The organism is Dactylosporangium sucinum, from assembly GCF_014647515.1.
Taxonomy (GTDB): Bacteria; Actinomycetota; Actinomycetes; order Mycobacteriales; family Micromonosporaceae; genus Dactylosporangium; species Dactylosporangium sucinum.
The window spans coordinates 248,562-274,680 of the sequence record NZ_BMPI01000002.1 but is presented as its reverse complement, the minus strand read 5'-3'; the positions used below and the strand labels follow the sequence as shown (position 1 = coordinate 274,680).

22 protein-coding genes and 1 tRNA gene are annotated in these 26,119 nt (G+C 74.2%); 13 read left to right on the top strand and 10 right to left on the bottom strand.

Features of this window, described 5'->3' with window-relative positions; genetic code table 11:
* Positions 1-33: 33 nt before the first annotated feature.
* Entirely contained in the window at positions 34-1,587 is a 1,554-nt protein-coding gene (locus tag IEZ31_RS02250; protein WP_190247981.1) for a CocE/NonD family hydrolase, read from the bottom strand.
* A gap of 98 nt (positions 1,588-1,685) precedes the next feature.
* On the opposite strand from IEZ31_RS02250, the gene IEZ31_RS02245 reads away from it, so the two are divergent.
* From IEZ31_RS02245 to IEZ31_RS02210, 8 genes are all read left to right on the top strand, one after another.
* Positions 1,686-2,249 (top strand): TetR family transcriptional regulator, encoded by a 564-nt coding sequence (locus tag IEZ31_RS02245; RefSeq protein ID WP_190247980.1) that lies wholly within the window; start codon positions 1,686-1,688, stop codon positions 2,247-2,249.
* A complete protein-coding gene (locus tag IEZ31_RS02240; protein WP_190247979.1) occupies positions 2,246-3,007 on the top strand; it encodes a cyclase family protein in 762 nt (253 codons plus the stop codon). Before IEZ31_RS02245 ends, IEZ31_RS02240 begins: the two co-directional genes overlap by 4 nt.
* Entirely contained in the window at positions 3,004-4,614 is a 1,611-nt protein-coding gene (locus IEZ31_RS02235; RefSeq protein ID WP_190247978.1) for a thiamine pyrophosphate-binding protein, read from the top strand. Before IEZ31_RS02240 ends, IEZ31_RS02235 begins: the two co-directional genes overlap by 4 nt.
* Positions 4,615-4,675: 61 nt before the next feature.
* A complete protein-coding gene (locus IEZ31_RS02230) occupies positions 4,676-5,632 on the top strand; it encodes a DUF1861 family protein (protein ID WP_190247977.1) in 957 nt (318 codons plus the stop codon).
* 46 nt (positions 5,633-5,678) lie between these two features.
* On the top strand, positions 5,679-6,539 hold the full coding sequence (locus tag IEZ31_RS02225) for a dioxygenase family protein (RefSeq protein WP_229833992.1): 861 nt from the start codon (positions 5,679-5,681) through the stop codon (positions 6,537-6,539).
* A 206-nt stretch (positions 6,540-6,745) separates the two neighbouring features.
* Positions 6,746-7,909, top strand: a complete 1,164-nt coding sequence (locus IEZ31_RS02220; RefSeq protein ID WP_190247976.1) for a sensor histidine kinase — start codon at positions 6,746-6,748, stop codon at positions 7,907-7,909.
* Positions 7,906-8,562, top strand: a complete 657-nt coding sequence (locus IEZ31_RS02215) for a response regulator (RefSeq protein WP_190247975.1) — start codon at positions 7,906-7,908, stop codon at positions 8,560-8,562. Before IEZ31_RS02220 ends, IEZ31_RS02215 begins: the two co-directional genes overlap by 4 nt.
* 73 nt (positions 8,563-8,635) lie before the next feature.
* On the top strand, positions 8,636-9,469 hold the full coding sequence (locus tag IEZ31_RS02210; protein WP_190247974.1) for an AfsR/SARP family transcriptional regulator: 834 nt from the start codon (positions 8,636-8,638) through the stop codon (positions 9,467-9,469).
* A gap of 330 nt (positions 9,470-9,799) precedes the next feature.
* Here the strand turns inward: IEZ31_RS02210 and IEZ31_RS02205 are convergent, their stop codons facing one another.
* Positions 9,800-10,438 (bottom strand): hypothetical protein, encoded by a 639-nt coding sequence (locus IEZ31_RS02205; RefSeq protein WP_190247973.1) that lies wholly within the window; start codon positions 10,436-10,438, stop codon positions 9,800-9,802.
* A gap of 209 nt (positions 10,439-10,647) precedes the next feature.
* Here IEZ31_RS02205 and IEZ31_RS02200 point away from each other — a divergent pair, with 209 nt between their 5' ends.
* A complete protein-coding gene (locus IEZ31_RS02200) occupies positions 10,648-11,004 on the top strand; it encodes a DUF488 domain-containing protein (protein ID WP_190247972.1) in 357 nt (118 codons plus the stop codon).
* 2 nt (positions 11,005-11,006) lie between these two features.
* Here IEZ31_RS02200 and IEZ31_RS02195 read toward each other — a convergent pair.
* Both IEZ31_RS02195 and IEZ31_RS02190 read right to left on the bottom strand, forming a co-directional pair.
* Positions 11,007-11,079: transfer RNA gene (locus IEZ31_RS02195), tRNA-Cys, on the bottom strand.
* A gap of 72 nt (positions 11,080-11,151) precedes the next feature.
* The gene (locus IEZ31_RS02190; RefSeq protein WP_190247971.1) at positions 11,152-13,023 is read right to left on the bottom strand and encodes an ankyrin repeat domain-containing protein; all 1,872 of its coding nucleotides are present in this window, start codon (positions 13,021-13,023) and stop codon (positions 11,152-11,154) included.
* A 20-nt stretch (positions 13,024-13,043) separates the two neighbouring features.
* Between IEZ31_RS02190 and IEZ31_RS02185 the strand changes: the two genes are divergently transcribed.
* Both IEZ31_RS02185 and IEZ31_RS02180 read left to right on the top strand, forming a co-directional pair.
* On the top strand, positions 13,044-13,268 hold the full coding sequence (locus IEZ31_RS02185; protein WP_190247970.1) for a hypothetical protein: 225 nt from the start codon (positions 13,044-13,046) through the stop codon (positions 13,266-13,268).
* Positions 13,269-13,312: 44 nt separating this feature from the next.
* The gene (locus IEZ31_RS02180; protein ID WP_190247969.1) at positions 13,313-14,287 is read left to right on the top strand and encodes an NAD(P)-dependent alcohol dehydrogenase; all 975 of its coding nucleotides are present in this window, start codon (positions 13,313-13,315) and stop codon (positions 14,285-14,287) included.
* On the opposite strand, the gene IEZ31_RS02175 is transcribed toward IEZ31_RS02180, so the two are convergent.
* On the bottom strand, positions 14,268-14,924 hold the full coding sequence (locus IEZ31_RS02175; RefSeq protein WP_190247968.1) for a TetR/AcrR family transcriptional regulator: 657 nt from the start codon (positions 14,922-14,924) through the stop codon (positions 14,268-14,270). The genes IEZ31_RS02180 and IEZ31_RS02175 overlap by 20 nt on opposite strands.
* Positions 14,925-15,005: 81 nt before the next feature.
* Between IEZ31_RS02175 and IEZ31_RS02170 the strand changes: the two genes are divergently transcribed.
* Both IEZ31_RS02170 and IEZ31_RS02165 read left to right on the top strand, forming a co-directional pair.
* Complete coding sequence (locus tag IEZ31_RS02170; RefSeq protein ID WP_229833991.1) at positions 15,006-16,022, top strand: medium chain dehydrogenase/reductase family protein; 1,017 nt, start codon at positions 15,006-15,008, stop codon at positions 16,020-16,022.
* A gap of 9 nt (positions 16,023-16,031) precedes the next feature.
* On the top strand, positions 16,032-16,286 hold the full coding sequence (locus IEZ31_RS02165; protein ID WP_190247967.1) for an acyl-CoA-binding protein: 255 nt from the start codon (positions 16,032-16,034) through the stop codon (positions 16,284-16,286).
* A 33-nt stretch (positions 16,287-16,319) separates the two neighbouring features.
* Here IEZ31_RS02165 and IEZ31_RS02160 read toward each other — a convergent pair whose 3' ends face one another.
* The 5 genes from IEZ31_RS02160 to IEZ31_RS02140 form a co-directional block, all read right to left on the bottom strand.
* Entirely contained in the window at positions 16,320-20,213 is a 3,894-nt protein-coding gene (locus tag IEZ31_RS02160; protein WP_190247966.1) for a ThuA domain-containing protein, read from the bottom strand.
* Positions 20,214-20,611: 398 nt separating this feature from the next.
* A complete protein-coding gene (locus IEZ31_RS02155) occupies positions 20,612-20,899 on the bottom strand; it encodes a hypothetical protein (RefSeq protein ID WP_190247965.1) in 288 nt (95 codons plus the stop codon).
* A 128-nt stretch (positions 20,900-21,027) separates the two neighbouring features.
* On the bottom strand, positions 21,028-21,453 hold the full coding sequence (locus tag IEZ31_RS02150) for a hypothetical protein (protein WP_190247964.1): 426 nt from the start codon (positions 21,451-21,453) through the stop codon (positions 21,028-21,030).
* Positions 21,454-21,561: 108 nt separating this feature from the next.
* Complete coding sequence (locus IEZ31_RS02145; protein WP_190247963.1) at positions 21,562-23,451, bottom strand: amylo-alpha-1,6-glucosidase; 1,890 nt, start codon at positions 23,449-23,451, stop codon at positions 21,562-21,564.
* The gene (locus IEZ31_RS02140) at positions 23,448-26,060 is read right to left on the bottom strand and encodes an MGH1-like glycoside hydrolase domain-containing protein (RefSeq protein WP_190247962.1); all 2,613 of its coding nucleotides are present in this window, start codon (positions 26,058-26,060) and stop codon (positions 23,448-23,450) included. The genes IEZ31_RS02145 and IEZ31_RS02140 overlap by 4 nt, the downstream gene beginning before the upstream one ends.
* Between the last annotated feature and the right edge of the window lie 59 nt (positions 26,061-26,119).

The window sequence follows — 26,119 nt, the reverse complement described above, 5'->3', positions numbered from 1 at the left end:
GCGCGTTGGCGCGGCTGACGCGCCGCCGGAACGTCACCGCACCGGGACGTCCACATAGGACCCGCCGGCGACGGTGACGGTGCTGCCCGGCGCGTTCGCGTCGTAGTACAGCGGATCCGTCGTGTCGACGACGAGCGTCAGCGAGTGTCCCGCCGGCAGGTCGTAGGCCGTGGCCGAGAGCGCCACGTCCACCGACCGGCTGCCACCGGCCGTCCCGAGCCAGCTCACCGGGGCGTGCGTGATGAGCTTGGCGTTGCCGAGCAGGTCGAGGTCGTAGAGGTACGCGACCAGCGTGCCCTGTGCCGCGGTCCCGGTGAGCTTCAGGTGTACCGAGGGGATCCCGCGGATCCGCAGCGCGCTCGACGGCCGCTCCGCCGCCCAGACGCCGGCCCGCAGCCGGTCCACCGCCGGCAGCCAGATCTGCGGCTGCTGCCCGGTGAACGCGCCGACCCCGTTGGTGAGCAGCACGACCCCGCCGCCGGCGACGGTGTCGAGGTCGCCGGGCAGGGTCTTGCTCCAGCCGGTGCTGGGCGCGCCCCCGAGCAGGCCGGTGCCGTCCCACCAGCGGATCTGGCCCAGTCCGTACCGCCGGCTGCCGACCGACGGCCACGCGGGGTACCCCTCGGCGGCGGCGTTGAGCGGGGTGAGCTGGACCGCCGGCTCGGCCGCGATGCCGGTGTCGACGCCGCCGAGGTACTGGTCGAACCAGCGCCGGACGCTGGTCCACACCGCGTTGTCCAGCCCGATGATGCCGGTGAGCTCGGCGATCGCGTGGTCGCCGGGGCGCAGCTCCAGCCGCTTCGGGGTGGTGAGCCGGCCGAAGAGGTCGACGAGCTGGTTCGGCGGGAAGAACGAGTCGCCCCACGCGTTGGCGATGAGCACCGCGGGGCGGTTGGCGTTGATCGCGTCGAGGTAGGTGGCCGGGGAGCGCACCCGGGCCCAGGCCTTGACCTCGTTGACGTTGCGGTTGGCGGTGAAGTCGCCGAGCTTGCCCGACAGGTCCGTGCCCGGGTTGCCGAGCAGGTCGGCGGCCAGCCCGAGCAGCCCGGCCGACTGCTGGTGGCGGGTGTTGTCGCCGTAGAGCGAGTAGACCAGGTCGGTCCAGCCGCTCATCATGGCGACCGCGCGGATGCGGCGGTCGGCGGCCGCGCCGAGCAGGCTGATTCCGGCGCCGTACGAGACGCCGGCCGCCCCGATGCGCGCCGGGTCGGTGGCGGTGTTCGCGATCGTCCAGTCGATCACGCGGGACAGGTCGGCGAGGTCGCGCGGCCCGGCCGTGTCGATCTCGCCGCCGGAGGCCCACCAGCCGCGCGGCGTGTAGGAGACGACGACGTAGCCGCGCTGGGCGAAGGCGGTGGCCTGGGCGAGGTACTCCAGGTCGTTGAGCCCCCAGCTGGACGGGAACACGATCGCGGGGTAGCGGCCGGTGGCGGCCGGCGCGACGACGTTGGCCTTGAGCGTGACGCCGTCGCCCTGGATGTCGACGAACCGGACGGGGGTGGTGGCGGCCGCGCTCGCCGGCAGCGCGGGTCCGGTGAGGCCGGCCAGCACGGCGACGACGAGCACGGCGAGCAGGCGGAGACGCATGCGGTACCTCCTCGTGGCGGGTGGCGGCAGCGTAGGAGCGGGTACCGAGAATTTGAAGTTCGTGACATTATCATTACCAGTCGGTAACATGCTGGGTCGTGCTGTACGGAGCCCCGACGCCGCAGCGTCGCGACGCGCAGCGCAACCGCGCGGCGATCGTCGAGGCCGCGAGCGAGCTCATGACGGCCCGGCCGGACAGCATCCCCATGCCGGCGATCGCCCGGCGGGCCGGGGTCGGGCTGGCCACCCTCTACCGGCACTTCCCGGACCGCTCGGCGCTCGCCGACGCGGTCGTCGCCCACCAGCTCGACCGGCTCGAACGCGCGGTCACCGGCGACTTCCGGCACCTGCTCGGCGAGGTGCTGCGCACGCAGGTGGCGATGCGGCCGCTCGTCGCGCTGGTGCGCCGGTTCGACCAGGGCACGCGGGAGCGGTACCTGCGGCGGGTCAGCGCGGCGCTGGCCGGCCCGCTGCGCCGCGCCCAGGCCGGCGGCCGGGTCCGTCCCGACCTCGTCCCGGGCGACCTCATGCTGCTGTTCACCATGGTGGCCGACGTGACCGACGAGCACGCCGAGCGCTCGATCGCGCTGCTCCTCGACGGCGTTTTCACCCCGGACGGCGCATTGACCCCGGATGGCGGCGGATCTACGGTCGCCGCATGACTGTGCTGTCCGACCTCGTCAAGGCGCTGTCCTCCGGGGCGGTCGAGGTCGTCGACCTGACCGCACCCCTGTCGCCCGCCACGCCGATCCTCACCCTCCCGGAGCCGTTCGGGCAGACGTGGCGGTTCTCGCTCGACGAGATCAGCCGCTACGACGATCGCGGCCCGGCCTGGTACTGGAACAACTTCACCACCGGCGAGCACACCGGCACGCACTTCGACGCCCCGATCCACTGGGTCACCGGGAAGGACGGCGCGGACGTCTCGCAGGTGCCGGTCAAGCGGCTCGTCGCGCCGGCCGCGGTCCTCGACTGCACGGCCGAGGCGGCCGCCGACCCCGACTTCCTGCTCGAGGTCGACCACATCAAGGCGTGGGAGGCGGCCAACGGCCCGCTCCCCGCGGGTGGCTGGCTGCTGTACCGCACGGGCTGGGATGCCCGCAGCGCCGACGACGCCGCCTACGCCAACGGCGGCCGCACCCCCGGCATCTCCGTCGAGTGCGCCAGGTGGATCGCCGAGGAGGCGCCGGTGCAGGGCGTCGGCGTGGAGACCGTCGGGACCGACGCCGGGGCGGCGCACTCGTTCGACCCGCCGTTCCCGTGCCACGCGCACCTGCTCGGCAACGACAAGTACGGACTGACCCAGCTGCAGAACGTCGCGCAGCTGCCGGCGACCGGCGCCGTCATCATCGCCGGCCCGCTGCCGATCGTCAGCGGCTCCGGCAGCCCCTGCCGGGTGCTGGCCCTCGTCGAGAGGTGAACGTCGCCGAGGCGGTCGCCCGCGTCCTGGTGGCCTGCGGGGCCGACCACGCCTTCGGGCTGATCGGCTCCGGCAACTTCCACCTCGCCAACGCCTTCGTCGCGGCCGGCGGCCGGTTCGTGCCGGCCGTGCACGAGGGCGGCGCCGCCAGCATGGCCGACGGCTGGGCCCGGACCACGGGCCGGACCGCGGTGCTCACCGTGCACCAGGGCCCGGGCGTCACCAACGCGTTCACCGGCCTCGCCGAGGCGGCCAAGAGCCGCACGCCGCTCGTCGTGCTCGCGCCCGAGGCGACGAACCCCCGCTCGAACTTCCACGTCGACCTGCCCGGCCTGGCCGCGGCGGTCGGCGCCGGGTTCGTCCGGGTGCGGGCCGAGCACGCGGCGGCCGACGTCCTGGGCGCCTTCCGCCAGGAGCGCACGGTCGTGGTGGCGCTGCCGCTCGACGTGCAGGCGGCGGAGGCACCCGGCGGGGCCTCGGTGCCGCCCGCGCCGCCGTTCCCACCGGCCGCGGTGGATGTGGCGCCGCTGGCCGGAGCCCTGCGCGCGGCCCGCCGGCCGGTGTTCATCGCCGGCCGCGGCGCGACCCGCAGCCACGGCGCCCGGGAGGCGCTCGTCGCCCTCGCCGACCGCTGCGGCGCGCTGCTGGCGACCTCGGCGGCGGCGAAGGGCCTGTTCGCCGGGGAGCCGTGGAGCCTCGACGTCTCCGGCGGGTTCGCCACCCCGCTCGCGGCCGAGCTCATCGGCGGCGCCGACCTGGTGGTCGCGTTCGGCAGCACGCTGAACATGTGGACGACCCGGCACGGCCGGCTCATCGGCGACGGCGCCGTCGTCGCCCAGGTCGACACCGACCCGGCCGCGCTCGGCGTGCACCGCCCGGTCGACGTGGCCCTGGCCGGCGACGTGGCGACCGTGGCCCGGGACTGCCTCGCGGTCACCGACGAGACGCCGGGCTGGCGCGGACCGGCCCTGCGGGAGCGGATCGCCGCCGAGGGCGCCTGGCGGTCGGTCGCCTACACCGACGACGGCGACCCCGGCCGGATCGACCCGCGCACGCTCAGCATCGCCCTCGACGACCTGCTGCCCGCGCAGCGCACGGTGGTCATCGACTCCGGCAACTTCATGGGCTACCCGTCGATGTTCCTGTCCGTGCCGGACCGGGCCGGGTTCCTGTTCACCCAGGCGTTCCAGTCGGTCGGCCTGGGCCTGGCGAGCGCGCTCGGCGCCGCGGTGGCGCGGCCCGACCGGCTCACCGTGGCCGCGCTCGGCGACGGCGGGTTCCTGATGTCGGCGGCCGAGCTGGCCACGGCCGCGACGCTGGGCGCGCCGCTGCTCGTCGTGGTCTACGACGACGCCGCCTACGGCGCCGAGGTGCACCACTTCGGCCCGGACGGCCACCCGCTCGACCTGGTCCGCCTCCCGGACCGCGACCTCGCGGCGATCGCCCGCGGCTACGGCTGCTCCGGCGTCACCGTCCGCACCCGCGCCGACCTCGACCCGGTCGCCGCATGGCTGGCCGGCGACCGCTCGCGCCCGCTCGTGGTCGACGCCAAGGTCACGTCGGAGCGGGGCGCCTGGTGGCTGGAGGAGGCCTTCCGAGGTCACTGACCGGGGTGTGTTGCGGGGTGATCGGGCGGCGGCCGGCCGGACTGTCCGGCACGCTGGTGGCATGCGTTACGACGAGCTCGTGGCCGCCTTCGAGCGGCGGCCCGACCGGCCCGAGACCCGGCTCGTGCGGCTGCCCGGGCTCGACGGGAAGCTGGCGTACAACCCCTGCCGCATCGCCGACGGGGACCGGACCCTGCTCGCCGTCCGGGTCGAGTCGCCCGGCAGCTACTGGCGTGACGCCGCGTCGTGGGACCCGGAGGTCCGGTTCTTCGAGCCGGCCGGCGACGGCTGGACGCCGGCCGCCGACGCCCCCGTGTTCGCCGCGGCCGAGGACCCCTTCGCCGCCTGGATGCGCGACCGGGCCGGCCGGCGGCGGCTGGTCTTCGGCGTGGTCACGCTCGACCACGGGGCGGAGCCGCCGCGGGCCGTCACCCGGTTCTACGCCGCCGACGGGGTCGCCGGCCTCGACCCGGCCGCGCCGTTCCTGGAGGTGGCCGGGATGAAGGACATCCGGCTGCTGCAGCGCGACGCCGACGTGGTCGTGTGCGGGCGGCCGCAGGGCGGCCGGGCCGGCATCGGCCGGATCAGCGTCGCCGTCACCGACTCGTACGAGAACATCACCCCGCAGCTCGTCACCGCCGCGCACGTCTTCACCGACCAGGTCCACCCCGGGACCAAGCTCGGGGTCAACGAGCTGCACGACCTCGGCGACGGCACGGTCGGCGCGCTCGGCCACGTCGCGGTCGGGCAGGAGGGGTCGACGCAGCGGTACTGCGCGGCGTGGTGGACGATCGACCCGCAGCGCCTGACCGCGACCGACCCGGTGGTCGTCGCCACCCGGTCGAGCTTCCCGCCGGCGCCGGCCAAGTTCGACTGGCTGGAGGACGTCGTGTTCCCCGGCTCGCTGACCCGGCTGCCCGGCGGCCGCCTCCAGGTCGTGTGCGGGCTCGGCGACGCTGTGGTGGCCGAGGCGACGCTGGAGCCGTCGGCGATCCACCCGCCGCTGGCCGTGGTCTGAGCCCGCCCTCTGGACACGTCCGTCCCCGCGGGGCTGTGATGCGTCCATGATGTTCGACGAGCAAGGATCGGCCGATGTCGTCGCGGCGAGTTTCGGCGGTACCCCCGACGCCCGCCTCCGCGAGATCATCACCGCGCTGGTCAGGCACGCCCACGCCGTCGTCAAGGAGGTGGGCCTGACGCCCGAGGAGTGGGCGGCCGGCATCCGGTTCCTCACCGAGACCGGCCTCGCGTGCGACGCCACCCGGCAGGAGTTCATCCTGCTCTCGGACGTGCTCGGCGTGTCGATGCTGGTCGAGACGCTCGCCAACCGCGCCGTCGGCGGCCTCACCGAGTCGACCGTCGAGGGCCCGTTCCACCTGGTGACGTCGCCGGAGCGGGCCCTGGGCGACACGATCGACGAGGTCGGCGCGGGGGAGCCGTGCCTGGTGACCGGCCGGGTCGTGGACGCTGCCGGCGCGCCCGTCGCCGGTGCGAGCATCGACGTCTGGCAGGCCGACGCCGACGGCTTCTACGACGTCCAGCGCCCGGCCGAGGTGCCGTCCGGCAACCTGCGTGGCCGCTTCACCGCCGACGGCGACGGCCGGTTCTGGTTCCGCTCGATCGTGCCCCGGTACTACCCGATCCCCACCGACGGCCCCGTCGGCCGGCTGCTCGCCGCGACCGCCCGCCACCCGTACCGCGCCGCGCACATCCACGTCGAGGTCACCGCGCCCGGGGTACGCAGGCTGACCACCCATCTGTTCGTGGAGGGTTCGCCGTACCTCGACTCCGACGCCGTGTTCGGCGTGAAGGAGAGCCTGATCCGCCCGTTCGCCCCGGTCGACGACCCGGCGCTGGCGGCCCGGCACGGCCTGCCGAACCCGTTCCGCCATGCGGACTTCGCGATCACCGTCCGGCGCAGCTGATCACCGGCGTCTCGCCCCCGCAAGGAGCCGCGCACCGCGCTGTCAGGGGAGGTGGCGGTCTCCCGGATGCGCTGGGCCCTGGCCACGGTCCACGACGCCTACGCCCTGGCCGCCTGACCCGCCCGGCCCGCAGTCGGCGGGGCCGGCCGCGGTACGCCGGTGCGCGATGCTGCGGGCATGGCCGAACGGCGATGCTACAGTCCGGCATGCACGACGCCTGGGTACGCCGGGTGACCGGGTGGGCGGCCCGCTGGCCGCTGGTCTTCGACGGCTTCCTCGCCGTGCTCGCGTGCGCGGCGACCGTGCTGCCGCTGACCGCCGACAAGCCCGACTGCGACTGCGTCGTGACCCCGTGGGCGTTCGTGACGGCGGCCGGCATGACGCTGCCGCTGACCTTCCGGCGGCGGGCGCCGTTCCCGGTCAACCTCGTGATCGCCCCGTTCGCGCTGTTGTTCGGCTTCAACGGCTGGCCCAGCCCGCTGGTGCCGATCGGGCCGCTGGTCGCGCTGCACGCCGTGGCCGCCTACGCGCGGGTGTGGCAGTCGCTGGTCTGCCTCGCCGCGTCGCTGCTCGCCGTTCCGATCATGTTCCTGACCCGCCCGTACAACTCGGACCCCTTCGAGGCGTTCAACCTCACGCTCGTCGTGTTCGTGGCCTGGCTGGCCGGCGTCCTGACCCGTTCCCAGCGGGCGGTCCTCGAGCAGTACCGCAGGCGCGTGGTCGCCGAGCGCGCCCGCCGCCGCGCCGAGGCGGCCCGGGCCGTCGCCGAGGAGCGCAACCTCATCGCGCGGGAGATGCACGACCTGCTCGGTCACTCGGTCGGCGTGATGGTGGTCCTGGCCGAGGGCGGGGCGGCCGCGACCGAGACCGCCCCGGCGGCCGGCACGCAGGCGTTCGACCTCATCGCCCGCACCGGGCGGGAGACGCTCGCCGACCTGCGCCGGCTGCTGGGCACCGTCCGGGCCGGCGACGACGAGGAGCTGCGGCCGCTGCCGACCACCGCCGACCTCCCGAAGCTCGTCGACACGATGCGCCGGGCGGGGGTCGACGTTACGCTCGACATGCCCGGGCCGCGGGTGGTGGCGGGGGCCGCCGGGCTGGCCGCGTTCCGTATCGTGCAGGAGTCGCTGACCAACGCGCTGAAACACGCCCCCGGCCGGCCGGTCGCCGTAGACGTCCGGGACGGGGCGGAGGAGCTGACGATCGCGGTGTGCAACGCCGTTCCCGGCGGGGCGGGCCGGGTCGAGCTGGGGCACGGTCTGCGGGGCATGCAGGAGCGGGCGGCGAGCGTGGGTGCCGCGCTGTCGTACGGGGCGGAGGGCGGGACGTGGACGGTGCGGCTGACGCTGCCGCGGGAGGCGGGGCGGTGAACCCCATCCGGGTCGTGCTCGCCGACGACGAGGAGCTGATCCGGGTCGGCATGGGCCTGCTCATCGGCTCGCAGCCGGACATGACCGTGGTCGGCGAGGCCTCCGACGGCGACCAGGTCGCCGGCCTGGCCCGCGACACCGGCGCCGACATCGTGCTCATGGACATCCGCATGCCGCGCATGGACGGCATCGCCGCGACCCGCGAGGTGACCCGCAGCGCGCCCCGGGCCCGGGTCATCATCCTCACGACGTTCGACCTGGACGAGTATGTCTTCGACTCGCTGCGCGCCGGCGCCTCCGGCTTCCTGCTCAAGGACTCGCCGCGGGCCGACCTGCTGCGCGCGGTGCGGGTCGTCGCCGGCGGGGAGTCGCTGCTGAGCCCGGCCGCGACCCGCCGGCTCGTCACCGAGTTCGTGCGGGCGGTCCCGGTGCCGGCCCGCCGCGCGGTCGACGAGGCCGTCACCGCCCGCGAGCGCGAGGTGCTCACCGCCATCGCCGCCGGCCTCACCAACGCCGAGATCGCCGGGCGGCTCGGCGTCTCCGAGCACACGGTGAAGACCCACGTCGGCAGCATCCTGGCCAAGCTCGGCCTGCGGGACCGGGTGCAGGCGGTCATCTACGCCTACGAGACGGGTCTGGCGGGGCCGCAGTAGTCCCTGGGTCCGATGCGGAGAACCAGTCCGTGCTCCGATGTGCCGGGGCGCCGGGATTCTTAGCGTTGGCGGCATGAAGGAACGGGTTGAGATCAGGGCGCTCGGCGGTTTCCGGGTCCTCGCCGCCGGCGTCGACGTCACGTGCCCCACGACACACGCCGAGCGCCTGCTGCGCCACCTGGTCCGCGTCGGCGGCACCGAGTCCCTGCCCGCCGTGACCGCCGCCCTGTGGCCGGGCACACCGCCGCGCACGGCCCAGCGCCGCCTGCGCAACGTGCTGGTCCGGCTGCGGGATCGCTACGGTGCGGTCGTCCGCCGCGCCGGCGACGACCTGGTCCTCGACGCCCCGGTCGACGCGTTCCGCCTGGCCTCCGCCGCCGACGCCGTGGCCTCCGGCGGCCGCCGTCCGGGCGCGACGGAGCTGCGCGCGTGCGCGGCCCTGTGGCGCGGCGACCTGCTGGCCGGGGACGACGCCTCCGGCCTGGAGGCCGCCCGCGAGCGGATGCGGCAGCACTACCTCACGCTGCTCGACCGCCTGGCCGACCTGGCCGCGGCCGAGGCGCGCGTGCTCGACGAGGCATACTGGCTGGACCGCGCCTACCGCACCGCCCCGCACGACGAGACCCGCATCGTCCGCATCGTCGCCCGGCTGGCGGCGACGGGGCACATCGGCCGCGCCCGGGAGGCGTTCGAGCTGGGCTGCGACACGTCAACGGAGCTGGGCGTCCGCATCCCGCCGGCCCTGGCCGCGGCGGCCGCCGCGCTGACGGCGACCACCCCGCTCACGGCCACCAGCGCGCTGGCGCCTTCCGCCCGGCTCGCGGCGGCCGTCCCGCTGGCGTGTGGCGGCGCGGTTCGGCCGGGTCTCGTCACCGCCCACGGCCTGGTCGCGGCGCCCGTAGGGTAGCCGTATGTCACCGGGGCGGGCGTGGCCTGCGGTGCAGCATCCGGGCGAACGCGCGCCGAGCCGGCCAACCTTTGGTGGACACCGCACGAGCTGGCCGCCGCGGCACGAGGCACGTGGTGGAACTCAGCGGGTCCACAGTCGACGCGGCCCGCGCCGACCCTGCTCTGGTCGCGCGGGCCGCGAGTTGACCCTGGTGGATTCCGTCGCCCCGACGACGTTGTTCTCCCGAGGCCAACTCGCGACCGCTGGCCCGGCCTTGAGCTCCTCCGCGAACGGCGCACGCCGTTTCGCGGCGGTGATCGTCGTGGCCCGGGCCGCTGGCGACCAGGGTCAGTGGCGGATCGGCGTGCGGTTCGGGGCGGGCGCTGGGCGTTGCTCGGGGAGCGGTGCGGCGCTCGTCAGGAGGGTGGCCAGGGAGTTGCTCCGAGGCGGGGCCGGGTCGGACGTCAGCAAGCGGTGCGCCTCGTCGCGGAGAGATGCCGCGGCCGGGCCGCGTTCGCGGCGCTCCAAGAGGGCCGCCTGGCGGAGCAGGGCCAGCGCGACTCGGCTTCTCGGGGCGTCGCGGCGTGAGCGGTCCAGCGCCACCAACGCCTCGACCGCCGCCAGCGCGGCGTCTCGGCGGCCCGCCGTCTCCAGGGCCGCCGACAGGGCCAGCAGGTCCCAGTCCGGGCCGGCGTCCGGCGACCGTCGGCGGGTGATCTCGGCCGTCGCGCTGCCGGTGCGCAGCACCGCCGCGGCCCAGGTGTGCAGGTGCTCGGCGGCCTCCAGCAGGAAGGGCTCCGCCGCCGACGGCGGCGTGGCCGGCGAGAAGCCGTCGACCAGGACGCATAGGGCTCGGGCCAGGCGGGGGCGGTACACCTGGGGATGGACGGTCGTCATGATCCGGAGTGCCTGCACCAGGTCGGAGCGGAGGGGGTGGTCGTTGAGGAGTACTACCTGGGCCCACGCGATCATGCCGGGGTCGGTCAACTCGCAACCTCCAGTTGTCGTGAGCGACGAGCGTACGACCGAATAACCCCAGCTCAACAGGGCTGTTTGCCCGAGTGATCGGCGCCGATGGGTGCGTTATGCTGTTCACGGACCTACCCTGCGGCCCGCGGAGCCGGCCAGGAGCATCCCCCGCCGCGACGATCACCGGCGGGGAGCGGCGGCGGCGCGTGCGTGGAAGACTTGGTGGCATGACGGCTGCGGTCCGGACCGGCAGGATCTACGACGCCCCGCAGACCGGCGACGGCCGGCGGGTGCTGGTCGATCGCGTGTGGCCGCGGGGCCTGCGCAAGGACGCCGCCCGGTTCGACGAGTGGCTGCGGGAGGTCGCGCCGTCGACCGAGCTGCGTCACTGGTATGGGCACCAGCCCGAGCGGTTCGCCGAGTTCCGCCGGCGCTACGTGGCCGAGCTGGCCGCCCCCGAGCGGCGGGAGGCGCTGGACCATCTCCGCGAGCTGGCGGAGGGAGGCCCGGTCACCCTGCTGACGGCGACGCGCGACCTGGAGCACAGCCAGGCCGCGGTCCTCGCCGAGGAGATCACCGCGTAGGGCAGGACCGGCCGGATTCGAACCGGCGTCCTTCGTCTTTGCCGGACGGTGCGTCGACCTCTGCGCTACGGCCCTGCCGCGCGTGAGTCTAAGGCCTGTTGCATCACTGGACTCCGCCTCGCTGCGGCCCCAGTGATGAGACAGGCCTTAGCGGCCCGGCCGGTAGCGGATCGCGCGCAGGAAGTCGAGGTCGGGGCGGTAGGTCCAGGCGGCGGCGCGCGGGTTCGGGCCGCCGCTCATCGCGGACGGGTCGGCGCCCGCGTCGAGCAGGCCGCGCACCAGCCCGGGCGCGCCGAGCGCGACCGCGACGTGCAGCGGCGTCTCGCCGGCCCGGTCGCGGGCGTCGATGTCGAGGCCGGCGTCGAGCAGCCGGCGCACCAGCGCCGGGGACGAGCGCCGCCCCTCCTCGTCGGACAGCCACGGCAGCAGGTGCAGCAGGGTCCGGCCGCGCTCGTCGCGCACGTGCGGGTCGACGCCCTGCTCGACCGCCGCCAGGACGGCCGGGCCGTCGCCGTGCCACACCCGGGCGAGCAGCTCGGCCCGCAGGGCGCGCATCCGGCGGTGCATCCGCACGGCCGGGTCGCGCCAGCCGTCGCGCGCCGCCATGCAGCCGGCCACCCGCCCGCCGAGCGTCTCCAGCACGCGTTCCCGCTCGATCTCGGCCGGGCCGTGCGGGACGGCGATCGTGCCGCCGCGGAACCGGACCTCGTGGGTGGCCTCGTCGCAGTGCACGCGCACGGTGCCGGGCAGCGGCGGGGCCGGCCGCGGCCCGGGCGCCGGCCGGTCGGGGAACAGCGCGGCGTGGACGAGCGGGTGCAGGTCGTCCGGCGACCACGACCCGGCGCGCAGCGCGTCGAGCTCGGCCGGCCGGCGGGCCAGCGCGTGCGGCAGGCGCGGGATCCGGTCGAGCACCGTGCCGAACGCGTCGACCTCGGCCGCCTCGCGCTCGGCGTCGGCCTGCCGGTACCGCGCGGTCGCCACCAGGCGGGCCCGGGGCCGCGGGCCGTCGAGCCGGTCGAGCACCAGGCACCGGCCGCGCAGGTCGACGCGGAACAGCCCGGAGTCCTCGGCGAGGTCGGTGCGCCACGGCGTGACCAGGGCCGGGTCGTCGTTCCACGGCGCGTTGGCCCGGGCGTCGGCCAGGTGCCACCGCACGCGCCCGGCGGCCTCGGCGAGCCACCAGTGCGCGGGCCGGAGCCAGCCCAGCGCCCGGTCGACCGCGGCCGCGCGCCGACCGGCCCGGACGACCGCGGCCGACCCGAACGAGGAAGGCCCGAACGAGGAAAGCGCGAACGCGGCAGGGTCGAACGCGGCAGGGTCGAAAGCGGCAGGGTCGAAAGCGGCAGGGTCGAACGCAGCGGGGTCGACCCGGTCGTCGCCCCAGCGCGGGTCGAACAGCAGCACCTCGAGGTCGAAGCCGGCGGCGCTCCACGCGTCGGCGGGCCGCCCCTCGTCGTCGATCTGGACGATGAACTCGACCCGGCCCTCGGGCCCGTCGCCGGCCACCGCGTCGTCGTCCAGGCGTTCGCCGCCCGTGGTGAAGAACGGCAGCCGGCTCGGGCCGCCGCAGCGGGCGCGCAGCTGCGCGGTACACCGGGAATCCCAGCGCTCGCGAAGGAGGAGCAGGCTGTCGTCCAGCGTGGCCCGGCGGAGCGTGCCGCCGGGCCGCTCGAACCGCACGGTGATCCGCTGCGGCCGGTCGAACCAGGCCGGCGGGTGCACGACGAGTGCGTGCCCGTCGGGGAACAGGGCGACCGGGTGCCACGAGTCGCTGCGCAACCGCCCGTCGGGGCGGCGCGGCAGGTGCCACCGGAGCAGGTCGGGCGCGAGATGGGTGAGGTCGTCCTCGACCCGCCGGGCGACCTCGTCCCCGTGCACCCGCCGGATCGCGGCCAGGTCCACCTCGACGTCGACCCCGGCGACCTCGCAGGCCCCGCGCCAGTCCCCGGCGAGCCGCCGCGCGGTGGCGCGCTCGACCATCCAGCCGGGGACGGCCGACGGGTGCAACGGCCGGAGCATGCGGCGAGTGTAATAGCGGCATGGCAGAGCAGTACCTGTCGGCGTGGCCGTTCCCGATGCTCGTCCCGGACGCAGCGCGGGAGGAGCTGGCGGCCTTCGACCCCGACGAGATCTACGACGACGAGCGGTACGAGGACGACGCCGAGGAGCTGATCGCCCTGCTGGGCGAGCGCCTCCCGGCCTGGCTGACCGCCGCGCACGGCCAGGGCCGCGTGCTGCTCGTGGTCCGCGACGGCGGTCGATAGCACTCTCAGTGCCGTCACAGCGGCGGTACCGCACCATGGCCGGCATGCGCGCGGTGATGTTCCGGGAATACGGTCCGCCGTCCGTCCTCACGCCGGTCGAGGTGCCCGCCCCGTCGCCCCGGCAGGGTGAGGTGCTGGTGCGGGTGCACGCCACCACCGTCACCACGGCCGAGTGCGGGATGCGGCGCGGGGAGCCCCGCTGGGGCCGGGTCATCCTGGGGCTGCGCCGGCCGCGCAGGGGCGTCCGCGTGCTCGGCCTGGAGTTCGCCGGCGAGGTCGCGGCCACCGGGGCCGGGGTGCGCCGGTTCGCGCTCGGCGACCGGGTGTTCGGCTTCACCGGCTTCGGGGTGGGCGCCAACGCCGAGTACAAGGCCATCGCCGAGCGCGCCTCGCTCGCGCCGATGCCCGCGAACGTCAGCTACGCCGAGGCGGCGGCCTCCGTCGACGGGTTCACGACCGCGTGGTATTTCCTGCACGACCTCGCGAACGTCCGGGCCGGGCAGAAGGTGCTCGTCGTCGGCGCGTCGGGGAGCATCGGCACCTACGCGGTGCAGCTGGCCCGCCACCTCGGCGCCGAGGTGCACGGCGTCTGCTCCGGGCGGAACGCGGCGCTGGTGACGTCGCTGGGCGCCACGCGCGTGCACGACTACACCGTCGAGGACTTCACGCGCAGCGGCGAGTCGTACGACGTGGTCTTCGACACCGTCGGCCGCAGCTCGTTCGCCGCCTGCCGGCCCGTCCTCGCCCGCAACGGCTCGTACCTGCCCACGACCGGGCTGGTGAACAACGTCCTCGCCGTGCGCACGGCGGTGACCGGCGGGCCGCGGGTGCGCACCGGCATGTCGGTCCGCAAGCACGCGGCCCTCGAGGCGCTGCGCGAGATGATCGAGGCCGACCAGCTGCGGATCGTCATCGACCGCCGCTACCCGCTCGCGGCCATCGCCGAGGCCCACCGCTACGTCGACACCGGCCGCAAGGTCGGCAACGTCGTCATCACGCTCACCGACCAGGCGGGCTGACCGGCGGCACCACCGAGGCGACCTCGGCGGCGTAGAGCACTGCGGGGTCGAAGGCCATGCCGGTGAAATGGCCGGCGACCTCCAGGCTCAGCACGCCGTGCAGGCGCGTCCAGAACCGCAGCGCGTGGCTCAGGGCCGCGGCCGGGTGGTCGTCGCCCGCCCAGTGCCGGTGCTGGTCGAGGTGCCGGTCGAGGCCGGTGTCCGGGCCGCCGTCGCCGGCCGGCGCGAAGCCGTCCAGCAGCAGCCGCATGATCCGTGACGCGAGAGCCGTCGCCTCCGGCGGGGCCGCGTAGCCGGGCACCGGCGTGCCGTAGATGAGCAGGTACCGGTGCGGGGCGGCGAGCGCCCACGCGCGGATCGCGCCGGCCGCCGCCGACAGCCTTCCCGCCGGCGTGTCCTCGCCCGCCGCGGCCGCCTCGCAGGTCTCGGCCAGGTCCCGGTAGGCGTCCAGCACCAGGTCGGTGATCAGGTCGTCGCGGCTGGCGAAGTAGCGGTACAGCGCGGGACCGCTGATGCCCATCTGCTTGGCGATGGCGTTGAGCGACAACGCCGACGCGCCCGCGGTGGCCACCTGTGTCCAGGCGTGCGTCCTGATCTCGTCGCGGACCTGCTCCCGGTACCGCTCGCGTGGCCCCATGCCGGTCCTCCGCTTGACACGTGATTGGTGAGGACATGATACTTGCGTTAGAGGCTATAACAAACGTGAGGAGTAGTAATCGTGCGGACCGAGATCGTCCTGCCCGGCGTGGTGGAGCCCGAGGGCCTGCAGGTGCGCCGCACGCCGGTGCCCGAGCCGGGCCCCGGTCAGGTGCTGATCCGCACGGAGGCCACCGGCGTGTCGTTCGCCGAGCAGCAGATGCGCCGCGGGCGGTACTACGACCAGCCCCCGTTCCCGTTCGTCCCCGGCTACGACCTGGTCGGCGTCGTGGACGCGGCCGGGCCGGGCGCCGACCCGGCCCTGGCCGGGCAGCGGGTCGCCGTGCTGACCAAGGTCGGCGGCTGGGCCAGCCACGTCGTCGCCGACGCCGCCGACGTGGTCCCGGTCCCGGCCGGCCTCGACCCCGCCGAGGCGGAGACGGTCGTGGTCAACGGCATCACGGCCTGGCAGATGCTGCACCGCAAGGCCCGCGTGCGCGCCGGCGGGACCGTGCTGGTCCACGGGGCGAACGGCGGGGTCGGGACGGTGCTGGTGCAGCTCGCCCTGCTGGCCGGCGCCCGGGTGATCGGCACCGCGGCGCCGCGCCATCACGAGCACCTGCGCGTCCTGGGCGTCACCCCGGTCGACTACCGCGCCGACGTCCCGGCCGCGGTGCGGGCGCTGGCCCCCGGCGGCGTCGACGCCGTCTTCGACCACCTCGGCGTCCCGAGCGTCGACGCGTCGTGGGGGCTGCTCGCCCGCGGCGGCACCCTGGTCGCCTACGGCAGCGCGACGACCCGCGACGACACCGGCAACAAGCAGCTGCCGGTCCTGCGCATCCTGTCCCGCGTGTGGCGGTGGAACGCGCTGCCGAACGGTCGCCGGGCGTACTTCTACAACATCTGGGCGGGCCGGGCCCTGGCCCGCGACCGCTTCCGCGCCCGGCTGCGCGACGACCTCACCCAGGTGCTGCGGGCGATGGCGGACGGCCGCCTCACCGCCCAGGTGGCGGCGCGGCTGCCGCTGACCGAGGCGGCCTCGGCGCTGCGGCTGGCCGAGTCCCGCACAGTGGCGGGCAAGGTCGTCCTGGTGCCGTAGGCTGCCGAGGTGGCTTTGACTGACGACTTCGAGCAGGCCCAGACCGACGCCAAGTCCCTCCCGGCCCGCCCCTCCAACGACGTTCTCCTCCGTCTGTACGCGCTGTACAAGCAGGGCACCCAGGGCGACGCGACGGGCAGCCGCCCGGGCCTGTTCGACCCGGTCGGCCGCGCGAAGTACGACGCCTGGAAGTCCGTCGCCGGCACCTCCCAGGAGGACGCCCAGCGCGACTACGTCACCCTGGTGAACAGCCTGCGGTCGTGAGACCGGACCGCAGGCTGCCCACGGGTCAGGAGGTCAGCTGTAGACCTCGAACTCGAACAGGGAGTAGCCGTACGCGGTGGCGCGGGTGGTGCCGTTGATCCGCACGTAGCGGCCCGTCGCCGCCAGGCCCGTGTGGTCGTCCACGCCGCCGTCGGCGCCGGTCACGGTCTTCACCGTGGTCCAGTTGGTGCCGTCGGCCGAGACCTGGATCTGGTAGGCGGAGCCGTATGCGGCCTCCCAGGTGAGCTTCACCCGGTTGATCGAGTACGACTGGCCCAGGTCCACCCGGATCCACTGCGGGTCGGCGAAGGCACTGGCCCACCGGGTGGTGAGCGAGCCGTCGAACGCCGCCGAGGCCGGGTAGGCCCCCGCCTCGGTCGAGGAGGCCGTCGCCGGCTTGTTCAGGGCCAGGTTCGTCGACGTGGGCGGCGGGGTGGTCCCGCCGTACACCTCGAACTCCCACAGCGAGTAGCCCCACGCCGTCGCCCGGGCCGTGCCGTTGATCCGCACGTACCGGCCGGTGGCGCCGAGGCCCGTGTGCTCGTCCACGCCGCCGTCGGCGCCGGTCACCGTCTTCACCGTGGTCCACGTGGTGCCGTTCGTGGACGTCTGGATCTGGTAGGCGGAGCCGTACGCGGCCTCCCAGGTGAGCTTCACCCGGTCGATGGCGTAGGACTGGCCGAGGTCGACCTGGATCCACTGCGGGTCGGCGAAGGCGCTGGCCCACCGGGTGGTGAGCGAGCCGTCCACCGCCGCCGACGCCGGGTACGTGCCCGCCTCGGTCGAGGAGGCCGTCGCCGGCTTGTTCAGGGCCAGGTTCGTCGACGTGGGCGGCGGGGTGGTGCCCGACGAGAACGTGAAGTCGTCGATGTCGAACAGGGATCCGGTGGTACCGCCGGTGAACACGAGATAGAGCTGATGCGTCCCCGCCGGGGGCGTGACCGCGGCGGTCACGTCCACGAACGTCTCCCAGCCGCCGGTCGGCGTCACCGGTACCGTCGCCGCCACCGGACCCGTCGGGGAGTCCACGCGGACGGTGATCGTGCCGCCGATGCCGGCCGAGGCGACCCGGGCCGTGAAGCTCGTGACGCCGGTGAGGTTGTACGGCTGGAAGGAGATCCAGTCACCGTTCTCGATGAAGCCGACCGCGTTGCCGCCGTGGGCCACGGCCTTGGCGGCGATCTGGACGCCGTTCATCGTGCTGAAGTGCTCGGCCTGCCGGGTGCGCGGCTGCAGGACGTGCTGGTCCTGGACCGCGGTCCCGCTCACCGGGGTGTACTGCGCGTTGATCACCCCGAAGATGTTCGCCGCCGCGTCGTGCTCACCGTCCACCGTGGTCTGCAGCGTGCCCGAGCACCCGGTCTTGCTCGTGATCGGGTGGCCGTGGCTGTCGTGACCCAGGATGTAGCTGACGGTGACCCGGTTGCAGTCGATCGTGCCCGCGTTCGGGTCGGTGACGGTCACCTGGAACGGGATCGCGTCGCCGAACTTGAACAGCGTCCCGTCCGCCGGCGTCGTCAGCGTGATCGACGCGCGGCCGACGCCGACGACGACGCTCGCCGTCGAGGTCTTCCCGGTGCTGTCCCGCACGGTCAGCGTCGCCGTGTACTCGCCGTTGGCCGTGTACGTGAACGTCGGGTTGGCCGCGGTCGAGTCGGTGCTGCCGTCGCTGGTGAAGTCCCAGGCGTAGGTGATCGCGTCGCCGTCCGGGTCGGAGCTGCCGGCCGAGCTGAACTGCACGGTCAGCGGCGCGTTGCCGGCCGACGGGGTGGCGCTCGCCTGGGCGATCGGGGCGCGGTTGCCGCCGCTGTTGTACTCGATGCGGTACACGGCCGAGCTGGCGTCGCCGCCGAACCAGCCGGTGCCGTAGTCGAGCACGTACAGCGCGCCGTCCGGGCCGAACTCCATGTCCATGACCTGGGTGCCGGTCCACGGGAACGCCTCGATCGTGCCGGCCGTGCCGTTCGCGTTGACGGTGGCGGTCTTGATGTTCCGCCGGCCGAACTCGCCCAGGAAGACCCGCCCGTTGTAAGAGGCGGGGAACTTCACGTCCGAGTTGAGGGCCGCGTTGTAGTTGTAGACCGGCCCGCCCATCGGCGACAGCGCGCCGTTGCCGAGCTCCGGCCGCGAGGGGCCGGCACCGCCGTAGGGCAGCCACGCGGTCTGCGACGGCGGCAGGGCGGTGATGCCGGTGTTGTTGGGCGAGTTGTTCGTCGGGCCGCCGGCGCAGTTGTACAAGCCGTTCGACGGGCCGTTCGGGAAGGTGTAGTCGTTGTACGGCGTGTTGTAGTTCGAGCAGTACGGCCAGCCGTAGAAGCCCGGCTGGGCGATCCGCTCGAAGGAGACCGTGCCGGCGGGCCCGCGGTTCGGGTCGGCGGTGCCGGCGTCGGGGCCGTAGTCGCCGAGGTACACGACGCCGGTGGCCTTGTCGACGCTCATCCGGAACGGGTTGCGGAAGCCCATCGCGTAGATCTCGGGACGGGTCTTCGCGGTGCCCGGCGCGAACATGTTGCCGGCCGGGACCGTGTAGCCGCCGGTCGCGCCCGGCTTGATCCGCAGCACCTTGCCGCGCAGGTCGTTGCTGTTGGCCGAGGTGCGCTGGGCATCGTAGACCGGGTTGCGGTCGGCCCGCTCGTCCAGCGGCGCGTAGCCCGCCGACTCGAACGGGTTGGTGTCGTCGCCGGTCGACAGGTACAGGTTGCCCTGCGCGTCGAAGTCGATGTCACCGCCGACGTGGCAGCACATGCCCCGGCTGGTCGGCACGTCGAGGACGGTGACCCCCGAGTTCGGGTCGATCGTGTAGTCGTCGCGCACCGTGAACCGCGCCAGCCGGTTCGAGCCGTTGAACGGCGCGAACTGGGCCGCCGTGCCGTTGGCCGGCGCGTCGCCGGCCGGGGTGGACAGCGGCGGGGCGTAGTAGACGTACACCCACTTGTTGGAGGCGAAGTTCGGGTCGGCCTTGATGCTCTGCAGACCCTCCTCGTCGTGGCTGTAGACCGACAGCGTCAGGGCGACCTTCGTGTTGCCGTTGACGTCGGTGTACCGGATGACGCCGTCCCGCGACGTGTGCAGCACGCCCCGGTTCGGCAGCACCGTCAGCCCCATCGGCTCGCCCACCTCGGCCACGCCCTTGGCCAGGGTGACCTGTGTGAACGTGCCGCCGGCGGGCGGGTTGGTGCCGACCGTACAGGCGCCGGTGCCCTGCGCGGCGTAGCGGATGCCGCCGAGGACGTGGGTGCGGAAGTTCGCCTCGCTGAAGCTCTCGATGGTGTGGCCGAGGCCGGTGTACCACGAGCGCCCGCCGTCGTAGGCGCGGCACCACGAGATCGGGTGGTCGGCGCCCATCGTGCCGCCGGTGTAGCTGGACTCGTCCAGGTTGGCCAGCACGTGCACGTTCGGGCGCGGGTTGGTGCGGTAGTTGTACAGCTCGTCGGTGCGGTTCCAGGTCGCCGGCAGGCCGGCCGTCGACGGGTGGACCGTGTCCTCGACCCGCACCCGCACCGGCTGGATCGCCGGGTGGCTGGAGAAGTACGCGCCGACCAGGTTGCCGTACCAGGCCCAGTCGTACTCGGTGTCGGACGCGGCGTGGATGCCGACGTACCCGCCGCCGGCCCGGATGTAGTTCTCGAACGCGGTCTGCTGGGTGGCGTCGAGGACGTCACCCGTGGTGGACAGCCAGATGACCGCCCGGAACCGGGCCAGGTTCGCGGCGGTGAACTGGCCGGCGTCCTCGGTCGCCTCGACGGTGAAGTTGTTCTGCGTGCCGAGCTGCTGGATCGCGGCGATGCCCGCCGGGATCGAGTCGTGCCGGAACCCCGCGGTCTTGCTGAACACAAGCACCGAGAAGTCGGCCGCGTAGGCCGGGGCGGCATTGATCCCCGCGGCGGCGAGCACGACGGCGACGCAGAGCAGGACTCTGCGAAACATGACTCTCCTGTCAGGATGTCGATGAGCGACGTGCGCCGATCACGTCGGTGGGCCGGTCGCGGGGCGCGTGGCACCGTCACCCGTGCGGTCCCGATGCCTCGCCTCGCCGAAGGTGGCCCGGGTGCGGGTGTCGACCGGTTGGTGTGTGGGGTGTGGCTGGGTGCTTCCGTGGTGCTTGATCGCCGTGAGCGGCGGCGATCGACGGGGTTGTCCTCCCTCCCACCGCGGCGATCAAGCTGAGAGAGCGCTCTCTCGGCGCGGTGCGGACAGTTAAGCAGACTCGCCGACACCCCACAACGGTTTCATCGACCCCGGTTTTATCGACTGCCGCAGATGGCCTGTTTCCGCCGATCCAGTCGCGCCGGGTGGAGGAGCCGAAGCGCTTCGCAGCGGGACGGCTACGGCTTGGCCGCGGTGGCCTCGCCGGCGACGTTGGTGGCCTCGCCGGCGACGTTGGTGGCGGAGCGGCGCCGGGCCGCCTTGGCCGGGGTGGCGGGGACGGTGGGGACGTCGGCCGGGACCGGCGCGCTCGTCAGGTCGGTCGCGACGCGGCGGGCCTCCGCCAGGGTCGGGTTGGCGCGCAGCCGGCGGGTGCCGGCGACGATCTGGTCGTACTTCGGGCGCCCGGCCCGCGTCCCGAGCACATATCCGGCGGCCAGCCCGGCCGCGAACGTCAGCAGTCGCATCGTGTTGGTCTCCTCGATCCGGCGTACACCTGCGCTGGGTGGTTCCCGTGCTCATGCGCACCTAAACGGCGCGGCCGCCGTTCACCTGCTGGACGGAGCGGGACAGCAGGCGGAACTCAGCGATGCCGTCACACCACCGCGGTGCGCTCGGCCTGCTCGACGAGCTGGAGGGAGTCCTCGCGGCCGAGCTGGCGCTCGCAGAGGTAGCCCAGCATCGACCACGTCGTGTCGGTGACCACGTGCGGCGGGAACGCGTCGAGGAGGCCCTCCTCGCCCAGCTGGGTGCGGATGAGCGCCTCCGCGGCGGCCGGGTCGACGTCCACGTCCTGGGTGATCGCCGCCACGAAGCCGGCGATGTCATCCGGCGGGGTGTCCTCGTCGAAGAGGCTGCGCACGGCCAGCCGGATCGCGGCGTCCAGCACCGGCGTGTCGTGCGGCTCCGGGGGCTGCCCGGCGGCCCGCTCGGCCCCCTCCGCGTCGCCGTTCAGCAGCGCGACGACCACGGCACCGACCCGCGTCCGCGGCGCCCACTCGTCCCCGTTTTCAGTCCCCATGGCATCGAGCGTAGCCACGCCGGACGGCGCCGCCCATGATCGTGGGAAGGATCCGGTCGTCGGGGCAGCCGGATCCTTCCCACGATCATGGGCGGACGGGCGGGACGATCAGCGGAGCAGGGCGTGGGCGCGGAGCAGCTCGGCCACCGACCAGGCCTGGAACGGGCAGCCCGTGGCCGCGTGCGGAGCGTCGCCGTCCGCCGTCTCCGAGACCGAGCCCAGGCCCCACTCCGCCAGGTGCAGGTGCAGGCCGTCCAGCAGGCCCGCCGTGTCGGCGCCGGTGCGGACCGCCGCGTCCGTGAACGGGCCGATCAGCCAGGGCCACACCGTCCCCTGGTGGTAGGCGTGGTCCCGTTCGTACGGGGTGCCGCCGTGGTGGCCCGCGTACGACGGGGACGACTGGGACAGCGAGCGCAGGCCCAGCGACGTCAGCAGCTCCGCGCGGCACAGCTCGACCACCGCCGGGTCGTCGACCGGTGCGTGTGGCAGGCCCACCGCCAGCAGCTGGTTGGGGCGGACCGACGCGTCGTCGCCGCCCGGGCCGTCGACCACGTCGTACAGGCCGGCGCCGTCCGGGCGGGGGAAGCGGCGACGGAAGGACGCGGTGGCGCGCTCGGCGGCGGCGGACCAGTCGTGGCGGCGGCGCAGGCGGTCGAAGAGCTCGGCCGTCACCGACAGGGCCTCGATCCACAGGGCGTTGATCTCGACCGGCTTGCCGTGGCGGTCGGTCACCGGGTGGCCGTCGACGCGGGCGTCCATCCAGGTCAGGGCGAAGCCCGGCTTGCCCTGGGTGAGCAGGCCGTCGGCCGGGTCGGCGGCGATGCCGTAGCGGGTGCCGCGCTGGTGGCAGCGCAGGATCTCGTCCATGACGTCGGCCAGCGACGCGGCCGTGTCCAGGTCGTCGGTCACGGCGACGTAGCGCCCGATCGCGTGCAGGAACCACAGCGCCGCGTCGGCGGTATTGTACTCCAGGGTCCCCGTGTCCGCCGTGTTCGCCAGCATGCCCTCGGAGACGGTCCCGCCGGCCCGCAGCAGCACCTCGCGCGCCTCGGCGTGCCGGTTGGTGGTGAGGAACAGACCCTCGAACGACGTCATGAGGTCCCGCGACCACTCGCCGAACCACGGGTACCCGGCGACCGCCGACGGGCCGGTCGGGGTCGTCACGACGAACTGGTCGGCGGCGACCGCCAGCTGGCGGCTGACGGCGTCGGAGCCGCTGAGCTGGCGGGCGACCTTGCGGGCCCGCTTGCGGGCCGCGGTGACCAGGGCCGTGGCGGCCGGCAGCGGGCCGTCGCCCGCGCCCGCCGTGACGCCCATCGCCGAGCCGGGCTCCAGCGTCGCCGTGAAGCGGCCGGCCGCCCACAGGTCCTCGACGGGGTTGAGCCCGCGAGCGGCCTCCTCCCGCGCGTACACCCCGTGGTACCACTCGCCGCCGGGCTCCCAGCCGGGGCCGGTCACCCGGTAGGCGCCCTCGAACTCGAAGCCGCCGGCGATTGGCGTGACGTCCGGTTCGCCGTACGCGACCCGTTCGCCGTGCGCGTCCCGCCAGGTGCACAGCGGCGCCATCGAGACGGAGACCGGACGCGGGGCACGTACCACGCGGAGCACCACGCCGACCGTGGGCGAGCCGTAGGCCATCGCGATCTCCCGCTCGACGACCACGTCGCCCAGGTCCCAGCGCCACACCGGCACGCCGTTGTCGAGCGTGAACGAGGCCAGGTGCGCGAGCCCGGCCGGGTCGACGGCGCCGCCGGCCCACTCGTCGGTGGCGAGCCGGAACTGCCGCTCGCCGACCCGCACCACCGGGTCGAGCGCGGCCAGGCCGAGCCGGCGCGCGCTGCCGCCCGGTTCGGCGACCACGAGGAGGCCGTGGTACCGCCGGGTGCGCAGCCCGGCCACGGTGCCCGTCGCGTAGCCGCCGAGGCCGTCGGTCACCAGCCACTCGCGGGCCGCGGCGGCGTCGAGGTCGCCGCAGACCTGCCGGCCGAACGTGATCATCGTCCCACCTCCGTGCGGCGCCCGCCCGGCCGCGCGACGAGCTCGGCGAGCAGCCCGGTCCAGCCGGTCTGGTGCGTGGCGCCGAGCCCGGCGCCGTTGTCGGCGTGGAAGTACTCGTAGAACAGCAGGTTGTCCCGCCAGTGCGGGTCGTCCTGGAGGGTGGCCACCCAGCCCGAGGCCGGACGCCGGCCGTCGGCGCCCCGGCGGTACAGCGAGAGCAGCCGCTGCCGCAGGTCCTCCGCGATCTCGCCGGCGGTGCGCTGCTGGCCGGAGCCCGTCGGGTACTCCATCTTCACCGAGTCGCCCAGGTTGGCGTGGTAGTCCGCCAGCGTGCGCAGGACGAGGTAGTTCAGCGGCACCCACAGCGGACCGCGCCAGTTGGAGTTGCCGCCGAACATGCCGGTGACCGACTCGGCCGGCTCGTAGCCGACGCTCGCCGTGTAGCCCGGCAGGTCCACGCTGAACGGATGGTCGGCGTGCCACCGCGAGAGCGCCCGCAGCCCGTACGGCGAGAGGAAGTGTTCCTCGTCGAACAGGTGGGTCAGGATGCGCCGCACCCGCCCGTGGGCGGCGACGCCGACCGCGACGAACCGCTCGTCCGGGGCGCCGACGATGTGGTGCTCGGAGATGTCGGCGAAGCTCTTGGCGAACCGCCGGACCCGCTCGAACTCCTCCTCGTGCAGCGCCTTGGTCGCGAACAGCGGGATGATCCCGACCATCGAGCGCACCCGCAGCGGCGTCGCCGCGCCGTCGGGCCCGCGCAGCACGTCGTAGTAGAAGCCGTCCTGCTCGTCCCACAGGTCCCGCTCGCGCATCGACTCCGAGATGAGCGCGAAGTGCTCCAGGAACTTGACCGCGAGGTCCTGCAGGGCCGGGTCGTGCTTGGCCAGCTCGCGGGCCATCTCCAGCAGGTTCAGGCAGTAGAAGGCCATCCAGGCGGTCGCGTCGGACTGCTCCAGCCGGTAGCCGTCCGGCAGGTGGGAGCGGTCGATCGGGCCGATGTTGTCCAGGCCGAGGAAGCCGCCCTCGAAGACGTTGTTGCCGTCGTGGTCCTCGCGGTTGACCCACCAGGTGAAGTTCAGCACGAGCTTGGAGAACACGCGCATGAGGAACGCGGTGTCGCGCCGGCCGTCGATGTCGTACACCTGCAGCGCCGCCCACGCCTGCACCGGCGGGTTGAGGTCGTCGAACGCCCACTCGTAGGCCGGGATCGCCCCGTTCGGGTGCTGGAACCACTCGCGGCAGAGCAGGATCATCTGGTACTTCGCGAAGGCCGGATCCAGGTGGGCGAGCGCGACGGCGTGGAAGGCCGAGTCCCACGCGGCGAACCAGGGGTACTCCCACGGGTCGGGCATCGACATGATGTCGGCGGCGTCGAGGTGCCGCCAGCCGGCGTTGCGGCCGGTGCGCCGGCCCGGCGGCGGGGGCGGCTGGGCCGGGTCGCCGTTGAGCCAGCGGGCGACGTCGTAGTGGTAGAACTGCTTGCCCCAGATCATGCCGGCGAAGCCCTGCCGCATGGTCCGGGCGTCCTCCTCGCTGGTGCCGGGCGGGGTGAGGTCCGCGTAGAAGGCGTCGGCCTCGGCCCGGCGCCGCTCCAGCACCGCGTCGAACCCGGGCCCGAACGCCTTCGGGTCCGTCTTCGGTGCCAGCCGGAGCGACAGGTGCGCGGTCTCGCCCGGGGCGACGGTCACGCGGTACCAGAACGCCGCCTTGGTGCCCTCCTGCGCCGGGTTGACCGTGGGCGCGCCGTGGACGACGTGGTCGTTGATCCCGTCCTTCGGGAACGGCGTGACCGACGGGGCGCCGAAGAGCCTCAGGGCGTTGGTCTCGTTCTCGCAGTACAGCTGGGAAGGCATCGTCCCGTCGGGCCCCGGCGCGGCCTGCAGGACCAGCGGGCCCTCGATCCCGATCGTGGACTCGCCGGCGGCCGCCAGGCGGGGCTTGGCCGCGTCGTCGTCCCAGGACCACGTGTTGCGGTACCACACCGTCGGCAGCACGTGCAGCGTCGCCGGCTCGGGCCCGGCGTTGGTGATCCGCAGCCGGATCCGCACGTCCTCGGGGTCGGCCTTGGCGTAGTCGGCCTCGACGACCCAGTACCGGCCGTCGTCGAAGACGCCGGTGTCGAGCAGCTCGTACTCCGGCTCCGCGCGCGAGCGGCGGCCGTTCTCGCTCACCAGCTGCTCGTAGGGGAAGGCCCGCTGCGGGTAGTGGTAGCGCCAGCGCATCCAGGCGTGGCTGGGCACGGCGTCGAGGTACCACCAGTACTCCTTGGCGTCCTCGCCGTGGTTGCCCTCGTTGCCGGTGAGCCCGAAGATGCGCTCCTTGAGGATCGGGTCCTGCCCGTTCCACAGCCCGAGCGCGAAGCACACCCGCTGGCCGACGTCGCTGATGCCGCCGAGTCCGTCCTCGTTCCACCGGTAGGCGCGGGACCGGGCGTGCTCGTGCGGGAAGGCCTCCCACGCGGCGCCGCCGTCGCTGTAGTCCTCGCGCACGGTGCCCCACGCGCGCTCGCTGAGGTACGGACCCCAGTGGTACCAGGGGGTCGCCTCGTGCAGGCCGTCCTCGGGCCGCCCGAACGACGCCACCCGCTCCCGCTCCGCATTGCTCATGGGCTCAAGCGGATCATCGCGCACCCGGCAGCGACGTCACCCGGGCGGCGTGACCGGTC

Bases quoted from the DNA above. Each gene is read 5' to 3' on its own strand.
- IEZ31_RS02250 (WP_190247981.1), bottom strand. From the start codon at position 1,587: ATGCGTCTCCGCCTGCTCGCCGTGCTCGTCGTCGCCGTGCTGGCCGGC.
- IEZ31_RS02240 (WP_190247979.1), top strand. From the start codon at position 2,246: ATGACTGTGCTGTCCGACCTCGTCAAGGCGCTGTCCTCCGGGGCGGTC.
- IEZ31_RS02230 (WP_190247977.1), top strand. From the start codon at position 4,676: ATGCGTTACGACGAGCTCGTGGCCGCCTTCGAGCGGCGGCCCGACCGG.
- IEZ31_RS02225 (WP_229833992.1), top strand. From the start codon at position 5,679: ATGATGTTCGACGAGCAAGGATCGGCCGATGTCGTCGCGGCGAGTTTC.
- IEZ31_RS02220 (WP_190247976.1), top strand. From the start codon at position 6,746: ATGCACGACGCCTGGGTACGCCGGGTGACCGGGTGGGCGGCCCGCTGG.
- IEZ31_RS02210 (WP_190247974.1), top strand. From the start codon at position 8,636: ATGAAGGAACGGGTTGAGATCAGGGCGCTCGGCGGTTTCCGGGTCCTC.
- IEZ31_RS02200 (WP_190247972.1), top strand. From the start codon at position 10,648: ATGACGGCTGCGGTCCGGACCGGCAGGATCTACGACGCCCCGCAGACC.
- IEZ31_RS02190 (WP_190247971.1), bottom strand. From the start codon at position 13,023: ATGCTCCGGCCGTTGCACCCGTCGGCCGTCCCCGGCTGGATGGTCGAG.
- IEZ31_RS02185 (WP_190247970.1), top strand. From the start codon at position 13,044: ATGGCAGAGCAGTACCTGTCGGCGTGGCCGTTCCCGATGCTCGTCCCG.
- IEZ31_RS02180 (WP_190247969.1), top strand. From the start codon at position 13,313: ATGCGCGCGGTGATGTTCCGGGAATACGGTCCGCCGTCCGTCCTCACG.
- IEZ31_RS02175 (WP_190247968.1), bottom strand. From the start codon at position 14,924: ATGGGGCCACGCGAGCGGTACCGGGAGCAGGTCCGCGACGAGATCAGG.
- IEZ31_RS02160 (WP_190247966.1), bottom strand. From the start codon at position 20,213: ATGTTTCGCAGAGTCCTGCTCTGCGTCGCCGTCGTGCTCGCCGCCGCG.
- IEZ31_RS02155 (WP_190247965.1), bottom strand. From the start codon at position 20,899: ATGCGACTGCTGACGTTCGCGGCCGGGCTGGCCGCCGGATATGTGCTC.
- IEZ31_RS02150 (WP_190247964.1), bottom strand. From the start codon at position 21,453: ATGGGGACTGAAAACGGGGACGAGTGGGCGCCGCGGACGCGGGTCGGT.
- IEZ31_RS02145 (WP_190247963.1), bottom strand. From the start codon at position 23,451: ATGATCACGTTCGGCCGGCAGGTCTGCGGCGACCTCGACGCCGCCGCG.
- IEZ31_RS02140 (WP_190247962.1), bottom strand. From the start codon at position 26,060: ATGAGCAATGCGGAGCGGGAGCGGGTGGCGTCGTTCGGGCGGCCCGAG.